The organism is Paraburkholderia piptadeniae, assembly GCF_900007165.1.
GTDB classification, from domain to species: Bacteria; Pseudomonadota; Gammaproteobacteria; order Burkholderiales; family Burkholderiaceae; genus Paraburkholderia; species Paraburkholderia piptadeniae.
On the sequence record NZ_CYGY02000022.1, the window covers coordinates 1 to 18,622 of the forward strand.

Here is an 18,622-nt window from a genome sequence, read left to right on the forward strand (position 1 = left end):
CGCGCCTTGCCGGACCTCGCGTGCGTCGGGTTGAGTCGACTTCTGCCCGATCAAGGCGGGCGCATCCATGAACTCCGCCACCGCGGGTCGAACCTGCTGCGGCGTGCTGCGTCACCTGAGCCGGCGAGATTTTTTCGGCAAATTTGCGTGGATGCGGCGGTGTAGGTCGTCAATTGGGAAGCACGCCGGATGGACAACTAACTTCTCCGGTCGATGGGCACAATTGTCGCGTCAATTTGCCATAGTTGTGGTTCCTTCGGCTGTGGTGCAAATAGCGATCAACGAATCGGTTAGGGTGACGGGCAGAGGAATTCGAGAGCCCACGATCGCGGACGCAAACACTCAAAATAATTGATGAGGATGAGATAATTTGCCGACAGAACTCACCGTGCTGTCGGCAAGTTGACAATGCCCGCGGCAGCGCGTTGCGCGCTAATTCGAGCTCGTCCTCGCGGCCTTCCTTGCGCCCTTAGTCGCCGCGCCTTGGCCACGAACGGTTTGATGCGTTCGTCCCAATCGGAGAGAAAAATAGCCTCGTAGGACATAGCAATGCTCGGTGACGACGCCCACCTGCTCGCGGGAGTCACGCTGGCTTTGCTGCAAAGGCCAGATCACTATGATGAGCTAACGGCGAACCTTGCAGCGGCACTCGACCAGAGTTTCAAATCTGATCCGATCTGGGGTATGCCTCCGGCTGACCCGGTATGGATTCGCTATCCAGATCAGTTCGTCTCGCGACGAAATCGAAGCACCGAGCCGGCGTGACGACCGATCGTAACCGGGTTGCCCGCGAGGGACTGCTGCCGCGTGGTGTGTCAATTGGGCCGCGTGACCAGTTCGATTTTACCCGGGCTGTCGACGCATCGCGCCGAAGATAGCGCCAGGAATTCAGACAGCGCATGCAGTGGAGCAACTGGTTCTTGAGCCTGACAGAACAGCTGCACACCGACGCTCGATTGGATCACGCACGGTGGCGACGTGCAGCTGTTTTGCGATGCGATCGTCTGCACAAACCCCGACGTACCTGGGCTTCTTCGAAGACGACATCGTCGACAGCGATCGTCGTGATGCACCCGGCGCGCCGGGAATGCATCAACTGTAACCCGCTCGCGCCAACGAGCGAATTACTGATAGTGTCGCCATCTGGAGTCAGGACATGTTCGCCCGTTCTCTCGCTGTCATCTGTGCCTGCGCGGCGGCGCTGCCCGCATCGCAGGCGTTCGCCGCCGCGCCGCGTCCGGTCGTCGTCGAACTGTTCACGTCGCAGGGCTGTTCGTCGTGCCCGCCGGCCGATCGCTTCCTGTCTGAGCTGAGCGACACACGCGCCGATGTCCTGCCCCTGGCATTTCACGTCACATACTGGAATCAGCTCGGCTGGAAAGACCCGTTTTCATTCGACGCCGCCGATGCGCTTCAGGCGCAGTACGTCCAGCGGTTTCGCGACTTCGCGTACACGCCGGAGATGGTGATCGACGGCAAGGCCGAAGTGGTCGGCTCGAATCGCATTGCGGCCAGTTCGGCCATCGACCAGGCGCGGTCCACGGGCGTCACGGCCGCTACAGTCAGCGCCGCGCGGGGCAATGGCAGTGTTTCGGTGTCCATCGGCCCGGGCAGCGGACGCGCGCGCGTGCTGCTGGTCGGCTACGACGCGCGCCACGTCACGGCGATCGGGCGCGGCGAGAACGCGGGCAACACGCTCACTGAATCGAACATCGTGCGTGGCTTTGCGCCAATCGGCCAGTGGTCCGGCACGGCGCTGACGTTGCGTGCCAACGCCGTCGCTGGCGAGCATCTGGCGGTACTGCTCGAAGCGCCCGATGGCGCCATCGTCGGTGCCGCACGCGTTGTCGATGCGCGTGAAGCGCCTGCGCGCTGAGCGATTGGTTGTTGGTCTCCAACGCACTCGATGCAGGCGCGCCGCATGCGGGTCGCTCGCCCGACTACGTGCGGATCGCTGGTTCATGGATGAAGAACCACTCCGCTTCGCGTGCCGCTACACTAGATACCTGCGCTTCCGGGTGTTATGTCAAGCGCCGGTACGTCCCTGTCCGCTGCCAGACAGGCCATGGCGGCTGATCTTAAGGTTTGTTCGACGCCTGCCAACCCGGCGCGTCGAGCCAACCGAAATCGGCCTGAAGCTCTACGAACACGGCCGCACGATCCGGAATGCACTTCGCGCAGCGCAGGAATCGGTGTCGACGCTTGGCGAGAGCCTGCAAGGCCGAGTGCGTCTGTCGCTGCCGAGCGGCTACGGGCAACCGGTGATGTCGGAATGGCTGATTGCGTTCAAACGCGAATTTCCGGGCACCATGCTCGATGTGATGTTCGAAAATCGCGTCGAAGACCTGCTGCGCGATGAAGTAGACGTCGCTGTGCGCGTCATGTCGGAACTGCCGTAAAACCTTGTCGCGCGCGATATGGGGCGGGTGCGATGGATCACATGCGCGTCTTCGATTTATGCGGCACTGCACGGCATGCCAGTGCAGCTCGAAGAAACTCGCACACCAGACCACTGATCACCTCGGCCGTCGTCGGACGGCAATTGCGGCTTGCTGCCTATCCGCGCGACGAACGACACGGGGTAATGCTCGAACCGGGGCGTCATCTCCGAGAACTTTCTGTTCCTGCACGACGCGATACTTGAAGACCTCGGCGTTGGACTGGTGCCCGACTACGTCGCGCACGAGGACATTCGTCGCGGTGACGTCATCACCGCGCTCGACCAGTGGCGACTCAGCATTTTCGGCACGAACATGTACATGCTGTACATGCCGAATCTCCACCACGCGCGCGACCGCAAAGTTCATCGAGTTCATGCTGGACCAGGCACGAAAGGCCAGGCGCGGTTCACCGGCAAGTGCGTCTCATTGAGCTTAAAGGTCGACGTCTTTTGTCTCCGGCCCGATGAGCGCGCCGACACACGCAATCGCACCGCCAATGCACAACAACGCGACGGGGGCATAGCGCAGCGGCATCGCGGAACCGAGCCAGTTCATATAGAACGCGTAGAACGATGGCAATATCACTGACAGGCTGTAGCCGACGCCAAAACCTGTCGCTCGCACACCCGTTGCAAACCGCTCGTTGATATATGTAACGATTACGGCCCACGCCGAACTCACCGTAATCGCAATACCACATACGATCAGCACGACAACGGGCAGTGCAACTCCAGTCGCCCCTATGAGTAAATACAGTAGAAAGGCTCCAAGCGTGGCCGAGAGAGCGCCCACAAGGGAAAGCATCGTGCGGCGGCCAATCCGTTGCCCCAACATGCCTGCTCCCACATAACTGAAACAGAGCACTGTATAGGACAGCATGAGCGTCGTTGTCATCTGAAGCGCTGTAAGGTGCAGCGTCTTCAACAAAACGCCAGTGGGAAGGAACAGGCCGACGATGTTTTGTGTAAGCCAGAATCCCGTCATCATCAGCAGGACCTGAACAAGATTGCGCAGCGCTGGGCCGCTAACGAGCCGGCTGGTTGACGTCGCTTGCGGCTTTCCGGCCGATTTCCCGACCCAGACTTCGGATTCGGCAACCTTGTGCACATAGTAGAGTGCCAGAAGCGCCGCCATAAGTGCGCCGATCATGAAGGGAATGCGCCAACCCCACTGTGCATAGGCAGACTGCGGACCGCCTACCGGAAAGAGCGCGAACATGATCATCGCGATCAGATTGATCGCAACGTAGGCCGCCGGAAAGCCAGCGAGAATCAAACCGCCCACGAGGCCTCGCTGCTCCTTCTTCGAATATTCGATGGCAAGCGGCAATGCACCGGTGTATCCGCCACCAAGGAAAATGCCGTCGATGAAACGTAGAATTACCAGAATCCAGTACGACGCGATCCCGATGGACTCATAGCCGGGTATCAGCGCGATCAGGAAGGTTGCGACACCGAACCCGCTGACGGAGAGAATCGAGGCCGCGCGTCGTCCGACGCGGTCGGCGATGCGGCCGAACAGCAGTGCACCGAGAGGACGTCCGAGCAGCGTGGTGATGAATACCAGCGACTCGAGTATCGCCTGATGTGCCGTGGACACATGCGCGGGCAGAAAGAACGACTGAACGGGCGCGAGAATGATCACCGGAAGATAGATATCGAACATATCGATGAATTCCGAGAACACGGCACCCTTGATGGCGTTTTTTCGTTTCGTGTCAATCGTCTCTTCTCGCGCTATTTGCCCGAATTCGTTGACGCGTACAGATTCCATTACAGTCTCCAGTTTTGTACTGCCTACACGTATTGCTTGACCAAACGGACGGTGCTTGCCGTGACGGTCCCATCGGGCCGCCCGGCGTGGGCCGTAGCAGGGTCAATTTGAGTGCGCCTATTTCCTGACAAGCGGGCAGGCGCTTTCTGCAAGCGGTTCGAAGGCTTCCTCCTTCGGAATCACGGAGCGGATCTTGAGCAAGTCCCACTCGCCTTTCGATTCAGATGGCTTCTTGGCTTCCGCGAGATACATGTCGTGCACCATCAGGCCATTTGCCTCGATACGCCCATCCTTCGCGAAGAAATCGTTGATGGGCGTCGCACGCATTGTTGCCATCACCTTGTCGCTATCGGCTGTTCCCGACGACCGGACCGCACTCAGGTAATGCATCGTCGCTGAGTACATTCCGGCCTGGACCATCGTCGGCATCTTGCCTGTGGCCGAGTAGAATTTTTTGGCAAACGCCCGCGTCTGGTCGTCGTGATCCCAGTAGAACGCGGTGGTGAATTGCAGCCCTTGTGCCGTCTTCAGCCCCATTCCCTTCAGGTCGCTGTCGAAAATAAGTAATGGCGCCACCACAAGGTTGTTGCGCGACAGGCCAAATTCCGCCGCCTGTTTGACCGCGTTCTGCGTGTCGCGCCCCGCGTCGGCCAGACCGACTACCTGAGCCTTCGAAGCCTGTGCCTGCATCAGATATGAAGCGAAGTCTGATGCAGACAACGGATGCTTCACAGAACCCACTACGTCGCCGCCCATTGTCTGCACGACCCGGGTTGCCTGGCCCTGAAGTGAGTTGCCGAATGCGTAGTCGGCCGTGAGAAAGAACCAGCGCTTGTAGCCTGCCTGCACAAGTGCGCGCGCCGTTCCATTTGCAAGGGCATACGTGTCGTATACATAGTGAACGCCATAAGGTGAGCATTGCTTGCCCGTGAGTTCTGTCGTGGCCGAGCCCGCAAAGATTGTGATCTTCCGTTTCTCGACGCCGAGCTTCTGTAACGCAAGTGCCGACGCGGAATCAGTGGACTCGAGCACGGCCTGAACATCGTCCTGGTCGTACCAGGAGCGCACCTTCGTAGCAGTCACATCGACCTTGTTCTGATAATCCGCCGACAGTATTTCTATCGGGCGTCCCAGCACCGTACCGCCGAAGTCCTGCGCTGCGAGCTTGACGGCCGCCACTCCACCTGCACCGCCAATCCCCGAGTACACGCCGCTCATGTCGACAATCACGCCGATCCTGAACGGCTCTGCATTCCCCTTGTCGGCTGCTTCGCAGGTGCCGGCTATGGCAGTGAGCGAACATGCCGCTACCAGATGTGCGCATACCCAACGTTTCAATCCCGATGACGATTTCATGGTGTGTCTCCTAAGATTACTCAAATATTATTTTGTATCTCTAAGTAATTTAAATGTCTGGACGCAGTCGCAAACAGTGTTCCTCCGTTAGAAATGAAGAATCACACGCCCCGCCACGGCACGCGTATCGACAGCCTCCAGGCCTTTCGCCGCCTCTTCGACGGGCAGCCGTAGAGCAATGCGCGGACAAATCAAACCTTTTTCAAGAAGCTCATGCAACTTCTGTTGCGCCAGGCCTACCCGCTTCGGCTGCCGGTCGCGATAGTCGCTCCACTGCAAACCAGATACCTCAATGTTCTTCACCAGCAGATAATTCGCCTTGATCTGAGGGATCTGGCCACCTGCAAAACCAATCACGACCGCCCTTCCGCACCACCCTAACGCTCTGAGGGCGGCACCGAACACATCGCCGCCTAGCGTGTCCAGAACGATATCGACCCCGCGACCCTTCGTTACTTCAAACACCTGCTGACGCAGACCTTCCCGGAGGTCCGGCATCGACAGATCGACAACATGCGACGCACCATCCGCAAGCGCCTGCTCAGCCTGTTGCGTACGATTCACCGCAGCGATCGCTTTCCCGCCAAGTGCCCGCACCAGTTGCAACGCCGCAGCACCGACGCCGCCGCTCGCTCCCGTCACAAGCACCGTCTCGCCAGCGGCGAACCGGGCGCGTTCCATCAAGGCGAAAAAAGCGGTCTGGAATGGCAACCCCATCGCCACGGCATCATCGAAAGGAATCGCAGCCGGCAAGATCTCGCACCTGTCTTCCGACACGAGAACGCGAGACGCGTAGGCCCCATATTCCATATGAGCGACGACGCGATCGCCCGGCCTGATATGACGGACGGACGGTCCGACTGTCACTACCACACCCGCTGCATCCTTTCCCGGCGTGAATGGCAATTGCGGCAATTTCTGGTACTTCCCCCGGATCACAAGCAGATCCGGATAGTTGATCGCGGAAGCACGGACATCGATGAGAACGCTATTGTCTTCGACCTCAGGATCCTGAAGATCCGTGACTTCGACTTCGCCGGGTTCTCCAAATTTACCTACTACAACGGCCTTCATAGGTCACCACCATTTTTCTCATATGTCTGGAATGACGCAGCGTCCGCGCCGAGCCGTGGTGCATCGAGTGTTTCCTGCCGGGAGCGGAACTGTCTGTCGACGGGTACCGGCAGCGCGGGGATCATGGTTCCATCGGCGAGTCGCACCGTCCTGTCGAACACGCTGCGTTGCGTGAAGTGCGGGTCCGTAGCCGCCTCTGCGAGGTCAACGACACGAACCACACACGTGTCGGTTTCCGCAAACTTGTTCAGCCAGTAGGCAGCCGTTCTTTGCCGGATCGCCGAAGCAACACGAACTCTCACCTCGGTCCCAGTGCCATCGGCGGCAGCCAGTTCAGGAACGCCCAGGGCATTTGTGAAATTGCGCCAGAACTTGTCTTCAAGTGGCGCGGCAGCCAGGTATTGCTCGTCGGCTGTGACGTAAATCTGATAGCGCGCGGTTCCGCCCGTCACGAGCTCGCCCCCTGGGCGCGGCCAACCGTTGCCGGTGAAACCTTGCCCCAGTCCCCAATAGGCAAAGGTGAAAAGATTGTCCGACATCGAAATGTCGAGATACCGCCCTTGCCCATCGAGATCGCGCTGTCGCAATGCCAACATGATGTTTAGCGCGGCCGGGTACGCTCCGCCCGCAATGTCGGCGACAAGCGCAGGAGGCAGAACTGGCGCTCCGTCACGGCTACGACTCAATCCCAGCAACCCCGTCTCGGCCATGTAGTTGAGGTCATGCGCGGCACGGTTGGCCTTCGGACCGGACTGGCCGTAACCGGTAATGGAACAGTAGATCAACTTCGGATTGATCTGCGAGAGTTCGCCAAAGCCCAGTCCCAGGCGCTCCATCACGCCCGGCCTGAATTGCTCGACGAGGACATCCGCTTCGCCAATCAGCGGGAGTATTGATGCCCTACCCTCATCGGATTTCAGATCGACCGCGACCGATCGTTTGGCCCGATTGAGCAAGCCGAAATTCACGCTATCGTCGCCGGCCCTCGGCGTGTACGAACGCATGTCATCACCGCCTGACGGCTTCTCAACCTTGATCACGTCGGCGCCCGCTTCGGCAAGCAGCAATGTGCACAGCGGACCCGGCAGGAGCGTGCTGAAGTCGATGACCTTGACATCGGTTAGGGGCTGCTGCCTCATCTGTCGCCGCCTTTCGCACGTTGATGCGCAACGTGAGCGCGGCGCGCTGGCATGTAGGCCGCATCCCCAAGCGCCTCGTATAGCCGCATCGAAACTTCGTAGTGGTGGCCCAGGCCTGTCCGGTGCAACAGGGCAATCGGGCCTTCCGGATACCCGAGGCCAAGCCGCAACGTCATGTCGAGGTCGTCGGCCGTAGCCAGTTTCTCGTCGAGACGGCGCAATGCCGCGTTGTAGTACGGCCGGATCAGCCGGTCGACGATACGCCCGGGAAAATCGCCGCAAACGGCGACGCGGAACCCTGCTGCTTCGAACGCAGCCCGCGCGAGCGAGAGCGCTTCCGGATCGGTTGCCGATTGGCGCACGACTTCGATCAGGTTGCTCGGCTCCGCGTCTCCCAATCGAAAACGCGCGAAGCCAACAACGTTGGAACCTTCCTTGCCGCCATTTTCGCCCGTGTGGGACCCAAGACATTCGCTGCCCAGTTCGATCGCGACAAACGGCGCATCCTTCGCTACCTGCGCGGCTTCGCGGAACGCTTCTCCTGCCTTGTCCCCGATGAAGACCAGCGATGGCCCCTGCGCTGCTGCCTCGAGAAAAGGATGACTAGACGGAAACGAGCGGCTCTCGCCGGATTTCAGAACTTTGTAGGTCATGGTCATGCTCCGAACATTTTCGTATCGCCGTACGTATGGAAACCCTTGCCCGTCTTCTTGCCGAGCCAGCCCGCCGCAATCATCCGGCGCACAAGTGGAGGACACGCTGCGCGCGGCTCATTGGTCAGGTCGTACATCGCCGCGCATAGCAGCTTTTGCGTGTCCATCCCAATAAGATCGAGCAGTTCCAGCGGCCCCATTGGGTAACCCAATGCCGTCTTGATGGCGACATCGATGTCCGCAGCTTCCGCGACGCCCTGTTCGACAAGGCGAATCGCGTCGTTGTTAAAGGGAATCAGGAAGTAATTCAGGATGAATCCCGGCGTGTCCTGCGTTCGAACGGGCTTCTGGCCCAGCGCCCGCGCAAAGCGCCAGGCTTCTTCAAACGTTGCGTCGCTCGTCGTCAGCCCGGCTGACATCTCGATTAGCTTCATCAACTGCGCGGGAAGACAGAAGTGCATGCCGACGAACCGGTCAGGCCGTCCCGACCCGCCCGCAATTTCGGTAATCGAGATAGTCGACGTATTCGAGGCAAAGAGCGTATGGGGCGGGCACACGGCATCCAGCTGTTTGAAAAGCTCATGCTTCACCCGCAGGTCTTCGAATACCGCCTCGATAACGATGTCGCAATCGTGCAGGTCGGCGAGATCTGTCGTGCCATGCCAGCGCGACATGATCTCCGGAATTGAGTCGGCGGGAAGCTTGCCCCGTTGGGCCGATTTGTCCAGAAAGGCATTGGTCTGAGCGCGCGCATTGGCGAGCGCTTCATCGCGCGTGTCGTACACCTTCGTCACGAATCCCGCTCTTGCAGCGACGATCGCAATGCCCGCGCCCATTGTGCCGGCTCCGGCAATGCCTACGGTCTTGATTGATGTCATCCCAGTCTCCTATTTCTGAATGAAGCTTCGACCGATGAGTTGCCGATGGACCTGATTGGTGCCCTCCCAGATCTGCGTGATCTTGGCATCGCGCATCAGCCGCTCGACCCGGTAGTCTGCGCAGTATCCATAGCCCCCGAACAACTGCACTGCATCGGTCGTAATACGCATCGCGGCGTCGGACGCGCGCATCTTCAGTATCGATGCCTCGATCCCGAAATCCGATGCGCCGCTGTCGACCATTCCCGCGACCCGCCATAACAGCGACTCGCACAGCACCAGTTCTGCAGCCATATCGGCCAGCATGAACTGAATGCCCTGGAAATCGATGATCCTGCGGCCCGACTGCTTTCGCTCGTTGATGTATGCCGTTGCGTCTTCGAACGCAGCACGCGCGATACCGAGGGCATGGGCAGCCACGCTTGGCCGGGACCGGTTCAGCGAGCCGAACAGAATCCGCAAGCCGTCGCCGGGCTTGCCAAGAAGATTCGCACGCGGGACGCGGCAATTTTCGAACGACAACGCAGCCGTGCTCGACGCGCGCGTCCCCATCTTGTGCTCTGTGCCCGTCACAGTCAGGCCCGGTGTTCCCTTCTCGAGCACGAGGACAGAGATGGCGTCCTTGCCATCGTCGATTTCCGACCATTTCCCGAACAACAGATACAGATCCGCCACGTCCCCATTCGTAATGAATACCTTGCTGCCGTTGATGACGATATCGTCACCGTCCGGCGTGAATGTGGTTCGCATGCCTGTCGCGTCGGACCCTGCACCGTTTTCGGTAATGGCCAGTGATGCAAGTCCGCCCTCCGCGATGCGTGGTAAAAGGCGCTTCTTTTGCGCGTCGGTTCCGTACTCTATGACGGGCTTGATAGCGTGGAAATTCGTTGCCCAGACGATCCCCGTCGATGCGCACGCTTTCGATATCTCACGCACACATGCGACGTAACAGGTGAAAGAAAGCGGCGCGCCGCCGTATTCCTCGGGGATGAACATCGCGTTCAGGCCGAGTTCGTTGATGGCGCGCACGTTGTCCCACGGGAACGCCGCTGTGCGGTCGTAGTCGGCCGCACGCGGCGCAATCTGCTCGTGTGCGAGCGAGCGCACGCTTTCGACGATCATCTTTTCCTCGTCGTTGAGCGTGATGCCTACATCGAGTCTTTCAAGAACGTTCATGTTGGAGTTGCCCTGGTCGTTTGTGCCTGGAGCGTCAGAGCGCCATACCCTGTCCGCCGTCGAGATATAGCGTCTCGCCTGTCATGAACCTGCCGGAGAGCGTAAAGAGGAGGCGCACCAGTTGCGCGACGTCTTCGGCTACGCCCGGTCCTCCTGTCGGAATACGTTTCGCGAGGAACTGACTGAGCGGTCCGCTCGCGAGCGAATCCCGGTTAAGGTCCGTGGCGATGTAGCCAGGTGCGACGTTGTGAACGCGAATGCCCTTGCTCGCCCATTCCACGGCGAGGCATCGCGTGATGGCGCCCACCGCTGCCTTCGACGCGCAATAAGCCGCATTGCGCTTCACGCCGAGCTTGTCGAAGAACGAGCCGATATTGACGATAGTCGCTTCACCCGTTTCGCAAAGGTGCGGATACGCCGCCTGGCTTGCGATGAGTACAGAGGTGGCGTTCGCGGTCATCACCGCTTCGAAATCGGAGACCGGCAGTGAATCCGACGGTCCCTCCCTGTGCAAACCTGCGTTGTTCACTAGCCCGACGAGCGGTCGACCCGCGCGCCGAACTACATCCTCGACCGCGGCTTTCACCGAAGCCTGGTCGGTTACGTCGCATGCCGCGGCGATGAAACGGGCATGGATCTCCGCACTGGTGATGTCGCGCGCTGGCAAATCGCCCGAGCGCGAGAGACAACCCACGGTAAAGCCTTCGCGCGCGAGCGTTTCGGCGATTGCCGCACCAATGCCCCTGCTAGCTCCAGTAACGATGATGCAACCTTCGTTCATTTCACTCATCCCTGAAAATCGCATTTCGCTTCTCGACGAATGCGTGCATGCCTTCAGAGGCATCGGCGGTCTGGAAGGCAAGCGTCGAGAGATCCGCCTCGATCTTCAGCCCTTCTTCAAGACTCGTCTCGCTCGCGCGCTGTATGGCTTCCCGCGCGAAGACTGAAGCGCAACGACTGAATCCTGTGAACTGCCCGGCGAATTCGCGGCCGAGCGCGACCGGATCCTGTCCCTCCACGACCCGGTTCACGAGGCCAATGCGTTCAGCCTCCGCAGCATCGATAGTCTTGCCCGACAGCACCATCTCCAGTGCGCGCGCCTCTCCCACGAGACGGGGAAGCCGCTGCGTGCCGCCATAGCCCGGAATAAGCCCGAGCTTGATTTCAGGCAAGCCCATCTTCGCGTTCGGCGTGGCAATGCGAAACGTGCATGCCATCGCCAGTTCAAGACCGCCGCCGAACGCATAGCCGTGAATGACCGCAATCGACGGCATCGCGAGCCTGCCAAGCTTCGAGAACGTCGCCTGCCCGAGAAGGGCGCCTTCGCGCTGGGCCACCAGGCCTCGCCCCATCAGTTCCTTGATGTCGGCGCCCGCGCAAAACGCCTTATCACCGCTTCCTGTGATGACAAGCACCCGTGCACCCGACCGTCCTGCTTCGTCGAAGGCCGCTGAGAGTTCCCTGAGCACCGCGAAGCTCAAAGCATTGAGTGCTTCTGGACGGTTCAGTCGCACGGATGCGAGGCCGTCGCTAATATCGAGAGTGACCGACACTTCAACCTCCTGCCATAGCCTTGACGCGATACCGGACGGGCGCCGGGGACAAAACTCCAGACTTCACCCATTCGACCAGTTCACGCTTGAGAATCTTGCCGCTCGCGGTGAGCGGGAACGCATCTAGCAACACGAAGTACTCCGGCATGTCGTACTTCGACAGCCCCGCTTCCGCCAGATGCTCCAGCACGGCTTCGGCGCTCAACGGCACCGTCTCGGACTTTGCCACGACCGCGAGACACACCTTCTCGCCAAGGCGCTCGTCGAAGACAGGAAACGCTGCCGCCCGCTCGATACCTGCATGGCGAATGGCGAGTTCTTCGATGCCCGCAGGGAAGATGTTGTGACCGCCCCGAATAATCAAATCTTTCTTGCGTCCGACTATTTGCAGGCAGCCATCCTCCGTCAGAACACCGAGGTCGCCGCTCATGAACCAGCCGTCACGGTTGAACGACGACTCGGTTGCCGTCTGGTTGTTGAAATAGCCAAGCATCAGCACTGCGCCGCGCCCGCCGATTTCGCCGACTTCTCCCGGGTCAACCTCGACGTCGATGTCGTCCTGTTTGAAGAGCCTGATTTCGTATCCTTGGCACGGACGTCCGCAAGTCGACACAATCGTATCGGCCGAATCGGTCGGCCTCGTATAGTTATGCGATCCGTTCTCCGTCATGCCATAAACGTTCTGAGGCGTCACGCCGAGGCTCATGAATTGTTGGGCGATATCACGCGGTATCGCCGCACCCGCCATGTAGAAGGTCTTCACGCGGCCAAGGGTCGTCAGACCGCGTCGGCGCACTTCGCCCAGAACGTCCATCGCATGGGTCGGCACGCCCATCACATAGTCGGCGCCTGTCTCCAGTACCCAATCGAGACCGGCCTTGCCTCTTTGCGGATCGGTCATGACCAGTTCGAGGCCCTTCACCAGCATCTGCTCGACCGCAACCGTCGCAATATGGTGGCTCATTGGACTCAGCGTCAGCAGCCTCGTGTCCTGCGTATGCCCCCAGTCTGCCGCGAGTGCGCGACCGTTCGCGAGCAGTGTGTTGTCACTATGCATGACGCCTTTGGGTGCCCCTGTCGTGCCTGATGTAAACGCGAGATACACGATCTTGTCAGCGTCGAAATCGGGGGCCAGCAGTACCGCTGGAGGCGCGCGATCGGGAAACGGCAAGGCGGTGGCCTCCTCGGATTCCGCCTGACGGTCGAAAATCATGGAAAGGCCCGGAATAGCCTTTGCGCGCTCGAAGATAGACTGCTCCCGCGCGTTCGCGCCATAGTCGCGTTCGGCAAACAGCGCCTTGCACTGGATGCGCTCAAGCAGACACGCTATCTCCTCAACCGTATAGTTCTGGTGGAGCGACGGAGCGCAGACATAACCGTTGCGCGAGCATGCGAGAAAAATGATGACGGTTTCAAGGACGTTTGGAAGCCAGATTCCTACGCGGTCACCCGGTCTCATTCCGCCCCGGTGCAGGGCTTCGGCAACGCTATCTACCCACTCGACAACCTCGCGCCACGTGAGCCTTCGCGTTGCATCGCGTAACGCGAAGGCACCGGGTCGCTCGCGGGAGTGAAGGCGCGCGAGGCTGTAGAGCGTGTCCTGCTGCCACGCACCGGTGAGGTAATACTCCCTCGCCTTCTGCGGGTTATGAAGCGTCAGAATGTTTTGCATGACGTGCGTCCGATAGTCATTGAGCAGGCGCGTATCAGTGGCCGAACTTGCTGGCATCGGGCTCACGCCGTTCGGCGAAAGCGGCGGCGAGTTCAGCGTGTTCATCAGTCTCGAGATAGCCACGCAGCAGCAGGTCGTGGGACATTCTCGACAGTCCGCTCACGCCGCCATGTCGAGCGTTGAACGCCGACTTAACGGAGGCGAGTGCAACCGCGCCGCGCTGTGCGATCTCAAGCGCGTACGCACGCGTCGCATCCTTCAGTTCGTTATCGGACACAACCTTGTTGATCAGGCCCATTTCGAGTGCCTCACGCGCGCTGATTTTCGGGTTCCGATACCAGATATCCTTCGCGCGCTTCTTGCCGACGAGGTCCTCCAGATACCACGTGCCGTACCCAGCGTCGAAGCTCCCAACCATCGGACCGACTTGACGGAACACAGCACTTTCCTTGGCGATCGTGAGGTCGCACACGACCTGAAGCACATTCCCACCACCAACGGCGTAGCCATTCACCGACGCGATTACCGGCTTCTGAAGGCGGTCTATGCTTTCGTACATCTCAAGCGTGGGTAGTACGCCGGCGTACAGCAATGAATCTTCCATGCCGTCTTTTCGCCCGCCGGTGCAGAAGAACCTGTCGCCGGCACCTGTAATCACAATCACACGTGTTCGAGTCTCACGACGGATCTCGTTGATGCAATCACGAATCTCATGGCACATCTTTGCTGTGAACATGTTTCCATCATCCGGGCGATTCAGCGTAATGGTGCCGATCGGTCCGTCTTCGTGATACAGAATCTCTTCGAAGTGCATGTCTCTCTCCTGTGGAATGGGTTCAGATAATCTCGCGCTCTCGGAGCCCCGCTATGCATATGTCCGACATGCCGAGCCTTTCGCGCAATACACGCTCCGTGTCAGCGCCTAGTGACGGCGGGGCACGCCGATGCGTCTCGCTATTGCCATCGAAGCGTATGCCGAGGCCAACTTGCGGCACCTTGCCCGCCGCGCTTTCTGCGGCATAGAACAGGCGCTCTTCGAGCAGGTGACCATCCTGTACAAGCTGGTCAACCCGATTGATCGGACCTGCGGGAATGCGATGTTCGTTGAAGAGACCAAGCCAGTACTCGCGGGTACGGGTGGCGAGCAGTGCCGCGATGGTGCGAACGATGCGTGCGCGTTCCTTGCGACGGCTGGCGTTGCTGTCGAACGCTTCCGATTGGCCAAATTCGGGCTGACCAACCGCTGCCCAGAACCGATGCCATATCGCGTCGTTACCAAGGCCCAGTGTGATCGGCTCGTCAGCCGTGTCGAACACCTGATAAATCGCGATCACCGAATCGCGACCACCGGAACGCGTAACCGGCTCGCCCGAACCGAGATAGGGAACAATGCGTGGTGCCATGAACCGGACCATGCTCGCCAGCATCGAGACATCGATACTCTTGCCGAGACCCGTTCTCTGGCGTTCGAACAGCGCAGCGACCGTTGCTAGCGCGACATCCTGTCCTGCCAGCAAGTCCGCTGCGGGCGTGCCAACCTTCTGCGGACCGCAGTCCTTCTCGCCCGTCAGGTCCATCACCCCGGAATAGCCTTCTGCGATGAGGTCGTAGCACGGCAGGTTGGCCCTCGGCCCATGCGAACCAAAGCCCGTCAGCGAAACATGGATCAACGAAGGAAACTTCGTTCGGAGCGTCGCGAAATCGAGGCCGAGTTTTCGCTGCGCGTGCTGGACCATGTTCACGACGAGTACGTCGCTCGATGCCAGAAGGTCATCAAGAATGCTTCGGCCTTCGGGCTGGCTAACGTCGAGGGTGACGCTCTCCTTGTTGCGGTTCATGCTGAGATACCAGAGCGACTCGCCGTGCAGGAACGGAGGACCCCATGCGCGCGTATCGTCTCCAGCGCGAAGACGTTCAATCTTGGTCACATCGGCACCGAGGTCCGCAAGAAGCTGGGTGCCGTAAGGCCCCGCAATCGAAGTAGTCAGATCCAGCACCCGTACCCCCTTCAGGAGTTCAAGTCCCGAGGCCGTCTTTACGATGGGTAATGTATCGATCGGTGTCATCGTCGTCTCATTTGGCGTTTGGCAGTCTTACTGCGACTTCCGTGCCAGTGGGGGCTAGACCTCGTGCAAGTGCCGCCCGATAAGGCTTCGCGCCCTTCACAGCCACTCCTCCCTCCTGCCGACCGGACAAAATCGACCGAAATAGTGTCTTCGAGAAATACACATTGCGACAGAGCCTGTGTTTTTCGACTACACTTTCATCGAGACGAATACACAAAACGGAGGAGACATGGAGCAGCCCTCTACGGGCGTGCTGGTGCTCGATAACGCCGGTCAGGTGCGGTTCGCAGCAGGACTCGGCAGCGACACGTCGGTGATTGATGCCGTTACTGCGCTCTGGCGACGCCGGTCTGTGACACCGTTGAAGCGTCTCTTCGCGCTCGATTCGTCAGAACAGCCGTTGACTGTCGCAACGGTCAGCACGGCACAAGGGGCGTGCTTCCTGCTCTTCCAGGCCGCGCAAGGTGACGAGCTCACCGAATTCATCGCGAGTGTCGATTTCTCCGACGACATCCTGCGCCATTTCGTCACGAACCCTTTCGAAGCCGTCACGGTCGTCGATAAGGAAGGGACGCTGCGCTACATAAGTCCTATCCACGAAAAATTCTTCGGCTTGCGTCATGGCGAAGGTGCGGGTCGACCCGTAACGGAAGTCATCGAAAACACCCGCCTCCAGGAAGTCGTCAGGACGGGGAAAGGCGAGATCGGCCAGGTGCAGGAAATGAATGGCGTGACGCGCGTCGTTACCCGTACGCCAATCTTCGACCGCAGCCGCAAGTGCGTTGGCGCCATCGGGCAGGTCATGTTCAAGGGCCCCGAGTCAATCGAGCGACTAAGCTCCGAGTTGGCGCGCGTGCGTCAGGAACTCGCCTTCTACAAGCGGGAGTTGTCGGGTATCCGCAATCGCGCGTACGGTCTCGATCAGATAGTGGGGAACAGCGATGTAGTGCGCCGTTTGAAGGAGGACATCATTCGCGTAGCGCCGCTGGACGTACCTGTTTTACTGGTCGGGGAAAGCGGTACAGGTAAGGAACTCGTCGCTCACGCGATTCATCTGCTGAGCAGTCGCAATGACAAACCTCTCGTCCTGGTGAATGCAGCCGCGATGCCTGCGAATCTCGTGGAAAGCGAACTGTTCGGATATGAGGGCGGTGCATTCACTGGCGCCGACAAGAAAGGACGCAAAGGGAAATTCGAGCTCGCCGACACTGGCAGTCTGTTTCTCGACGAGATTGGCGACATGCCGCTCGAAATGCAGGTCAAATTACTGCGGGTCTTGCAAGATGGCACCTTCGAGCGCGTTGGCGGCGACCGTGCAAAGCACTCCGACTTTCGCCTGATATCCGCCAGCAACCGCAATTTCGATTCGATGATCAAAGAGAAGACATTCCGTCTCGATCTGTTCTATCGCATCAGCGCCGTCACGCTGCGCCTGCCGCCTTTGAGGGAGCGTCTGGACGACATCCCCTCGCTCGCAGAAAAGTTTCTCACGGACTTTGCGAGGCGTCACGGCGTCCCCAAAAAATCGGTCAGCCCGGAAGTTGTGCGTCATCTTCAGACGCGTGCATGGCCAGGGAACGTCCGACAACTACAGCATGCGATCGAACGGGCAACAATCTTCAGCGATGGAGAATGGCTTTCCGTCGAAAGCTTCGAAGGTGTCGCAACAGACAGCACTTCTGTTCTGTCTGTCGAACACGCCGCGATGACAACTGCACCACTGGCAAACGGCGACGTACGATCAGCGAAAGAAAAGGTTGAATCGGACCTTATTCTGGAAGCCATGGAAAGGCACAAGGGAAACAAAAAACGCGTCGCCGAGGTCCTTGGGATGTCGCGTTCCTATCTCTACAAGCGTCTAAAAGAACTGAACATGGCGTAGGTTCTGTTTCCCCGGGTGTCTAACGCTCAACTCGGAAGGTAAGGCTGTCAGGCCGCGTCGCGAATCATGTTGCGCACCCAAGCGCTGCGGATAGCAACGGATGTGCCGAGATAACTGCCTGGTTATCACGGCAATCACGCTGACGCCAATGGGTCATCGGACAGGCCGCGGTTACGCAGTGCCTGGACGTACCGACGGCAGTCGGTCAACAGACAGCTCGCCAACTGTCGAAGTCAATGACGCCCTTTCCAAGCTCAAGTCCAAACGACCGGGTTGTCCAGAAAGGCGGCTGGATGCTGCCCAGTGCCGTACGCATTGCCTAATGCAGCCTGGCGCCGCCCACGTGACAATTTGAGTCCCTCCCTCTCTTATCTTCGATAGCCCAATTGCGTTTGGGCGAGGGTGACAAAAAGCGTTGACTCGAGGATCCGACCGTACCTGCATTTGATCCCACCACAGCCTGCACCAGCCATCATCCAATCAAAATCTCTGCTTCCTTGCTTGTTAGCCTCAACGTGTGACTTTCTTGCGCGTTTTCGCCGGCTGCATTTGATCCGTCCACGCCGACTCGTCAAGCAAGCGATCAAAGAGCCGGTTCATCATCGCATCAGGCAACGGCGAAAGACCAAGCAGCGAATGGAATGCGAGGCCGCTGGCGGCGAAGTAGCGCAACAAGGAGAGTTCGAGGTCGCTCGACTCTTCCCGCAGTTTTTTCATTCTCGCGGCATCGGTTGCCTTGAAGTCCGCCAGAAGCTCCGGACTCTCGACCAGTGCAGCAAGTATCGCGCGCGCGACAGAGTGCGGCTGCTTGACGGATTCGCGATAGATAGCGATCTGCGATGACAGACACGGTTCTGTCTTCGTTGTGCCCACCTTCGCCATATGCGCGTGCGCGATCTGCTCGAACTGCTGCCGCTGATGTTCGAGCAACGCCTTGAGCACGCCATTCTTGGTACGGA

Annotated in this window: 16 protein-coding genes and 1 pseudogene; 4 read left to right on the forward strand and 13 right to left on the reverse strand. The window is 59.4% G+C overall.

Annotation, left to right across the window (positions count from 1 at the left end):
* The first annotated feature begins 549 nt into the window (after nucleotides 1–549).
* From BN2476_RS45415 to BN2476_RS09960, 3 genes and pseudogenes are all read left to right on the forward strand, one after another.
* Nucleotides 550–765, forward strand: coding sequence for a hypothetical protein (locus tag BN2476_RS45415; RefSeq protein WP_143810934.1), 216 nt, complete (start codon nucleotides 550–552; stop codon nucleotides 763–765).
* Nucleotides 766–1,156: 391 nt separating this feature from the next.
* Nucleotides 1,157–1,876: a DUF1223 domain-containing protein gene (locus BN2476_RS09955; RefSeq protein ID WP_087733986.1), complete on the forward strand. Its 720-nt coding sequence runs from the start codon at nucleotides 1,157–1,159 to the stop codon at nucleotides 1,874–1,876.
* 217 nt (nucleotides 1,877–2,093) lie between these two features.
* A pseudogene (locus BN2476_RS09960) lies at nucleotides 2,094–2,871 on the forward strand (substrate binding domain-containing protein); the annotation flags it as partial.
* A 2-nt stretch (nucleotides 2,872–2,873) separates the two neighbouring features.
* On the opposite strand, the gene BN2476_RS09965 reads toward BN2476_RS09960, so the two are convergent.
* From BN2476_RS09965 to BN2476_RS10020, 12 genes are all read right to left on the reverse strand, one after another.
* Nucleotides 2,874–4,214 carry an MFS transporter gene (locus BN2476_RS09965; RefSeq protein WP_087733987.1) on the reverse strand — a complete coding sequence of 447 codons (1,341 nt, stop codon included), beginning with the start codon at nucleotides 4,212–4,214 and terminating at the stop codon, nucleotides 2,874–2,876.
* Nucleotides 4,215–4,331: 117 nt separating this feature from the next.
* Nucleotides 4,332–5,570 carry an ABC transporter substrate-binding protein gene (locus BN2476_RS09970; RefSeq protein ID WP_087733989.1) on the reverse strand — a complete coding sequence of 413 codons (1,239 nt, stop codon included), beginning with the start codon at nucleotides 5,568–5,570 and terminating at the stop codon, nucleotides 4,332–4,334.
* Nucleotides 5,571–5,657: 87 nt separating this feature from the next.
* Nucleotides 5,658–6,644, reverse strand: a complete 987-nt coding sequence (locus BN2476_RS09975) for an NADPH:quinone oxidoreductase family protein (protein ID WP_087733990.1) — start codon at nucleotides 6,642–6,644, stop codon at nucleotides 5,658–5,660.
* Nucleotides 6,641–7,783, reverse strand: coding sequence for a CaiB/BaiF CoA transferase family protein (locus BN2476_RS09980; protein WP_087733992.1), 1,143 nt, complete (start codon nucleotides 7,781–7,783; stop codon nucleotides 6,641–6,643). The genes BN2476_RS09975 and BN2476_RS09980 overlap by 4 nt, the downstream gene beginning before the upstream one ends.
* On the reverse strand, nucleotides 7,780–8,436 hold the full coding sequence (locus tag BN2476_RS09985) for a 3-hydroxyacyl-CoA dehydrogenase family protein (protein ID WP_087733993.1): 657 nt from the start codon (nucleotides 8,434–8,436) through the stop codon (nucleotides 7,780–7,782). Before BN2476_RS09985 ends, BN2476_RS09980 begins: the two co-directional genes overlap by 4 nt.
* Before the next feature lie 2 nt (nucleotides 8,437–8,438).
* Nucleotides 8,439–9,314 carry a 3-hydroxyacyl-CoA dehydrogenase family protein gene (locus tag BN2476_RS09990; protein WP_087733994.1) on the reverse strand — a complete coding sequence of 292 codons (876 nt, stop codon included), beginning with the start codon at nucleotides 9,312–9,314 and terminating at the stop codon, nucleotides 8,439–8,441.
* Between the two features lie 9 nt (nucleotides 9,315–9,323).
* Nucleotides 9,324–10,490, reverse strand: coding sequence for an acyl-CoA dehydrogenase family protein (locus BN2476_RS09995; RefSeq protein WP_087733996.1), 1,167 nt, complete (start codon nucleotides 10,488–10,490; stop codon nucleotides 9,324–9,326).
* A gap of 34 nt (nucleotides 10,491–10,524) precedes the next feature.
* Nucleotides 10,525–11,271 (reverse strand): SDR family NAD(P)-dependent oxidoreductase, encoded by a 747-nt coding sequence (locus BN2476_RS10000; protein WP_087733997.1) that lies wholly within the window; start codon nucleotides 11,269–11,271, stop codon nucleotides 10,525–10,527.
* Between the two features lies 1 nt (nucleotide 11,272).
* The gene (locus tag BN2476_RS10005) at nucleotides 11,273–12,043 is read right to left on the reverse strand and encodes an enoyl-CoA hydratase/isomerase family protein (RefSeq protein ID WP_087733999.1); all 771 of its coding nucleotides are present in this window, start codon (nucleotides 12,041–12,043) and stop codon (nucleotides 11,273–11,275) included.
* A 1-nt stretch (nucleotide 12,044) separates the two neighbouring features.
* A complete protein-coding gene (locus BN2476_RS10010) occupies nucleotides 12,045–13,715 on the reverse strand; it encodes a class I adenylate-forming enzyme family protein (protein ID WP_087734006.1) in 1,671 nt (556 codons plus the stop codon).
* Nucleotides 13,716–13,749: 34 nt separating this feature from the next.
* Nucleotides 13,750–14,529 (reverse strand): enoyl-CoA hydratase-related protein, encoded by a 780-nt coding sequence (locus tag BN2476_RS10015; protein WP_087734000.1) that lies wholly within the window; start codon nucleotides 14,527–14,529, stop codon nucleotides 13,750–13,752.
* Between the two features lie 22 nt (nucleotides 14,530–14,551).
* Entirely contained in the window at nucleotides 14,552–15,781 is a 1,230-nt protein-coding gene (locus BN2476_RS10020) for a CaiB/BaiF CoA transferase family protein (protein WP_087734002.1), read from the reverse strand.
* A 229-nt stretch (nucleotides 15,782–16,010) separates the two neighbouring features.
* Here BN2476_RS10020 and BN2476_RS10025 point away from each other — a divergent pair, with 229 nt between their 5' ends.
* Nucleotides 16,011–17,663, forward strand: coding sequence for a sigma-54 interaction domain-containing protein (locus BN2476_RS10025; protein ID WP_087734004.1), 1,653 nt, complete (start codon nucleotides 16,011–16,013; stop codon nucleotides 17,661–17,663).
* Between the two features lie 510 nt (nucleotides 17,664–18,173).
* Here the strand turns inward: BN2476_RS10025 and BN2476_RS10030 are convergent.
* Nucleotides 18,174–18,622, reverse strand: a 449-nt coding sequence (locus BN2476_RS10030) for a TetR family transcriptional regulator (RefSeq protein WP_087734007.1), incomplete at its 5' end; no start/stop codon positions are given.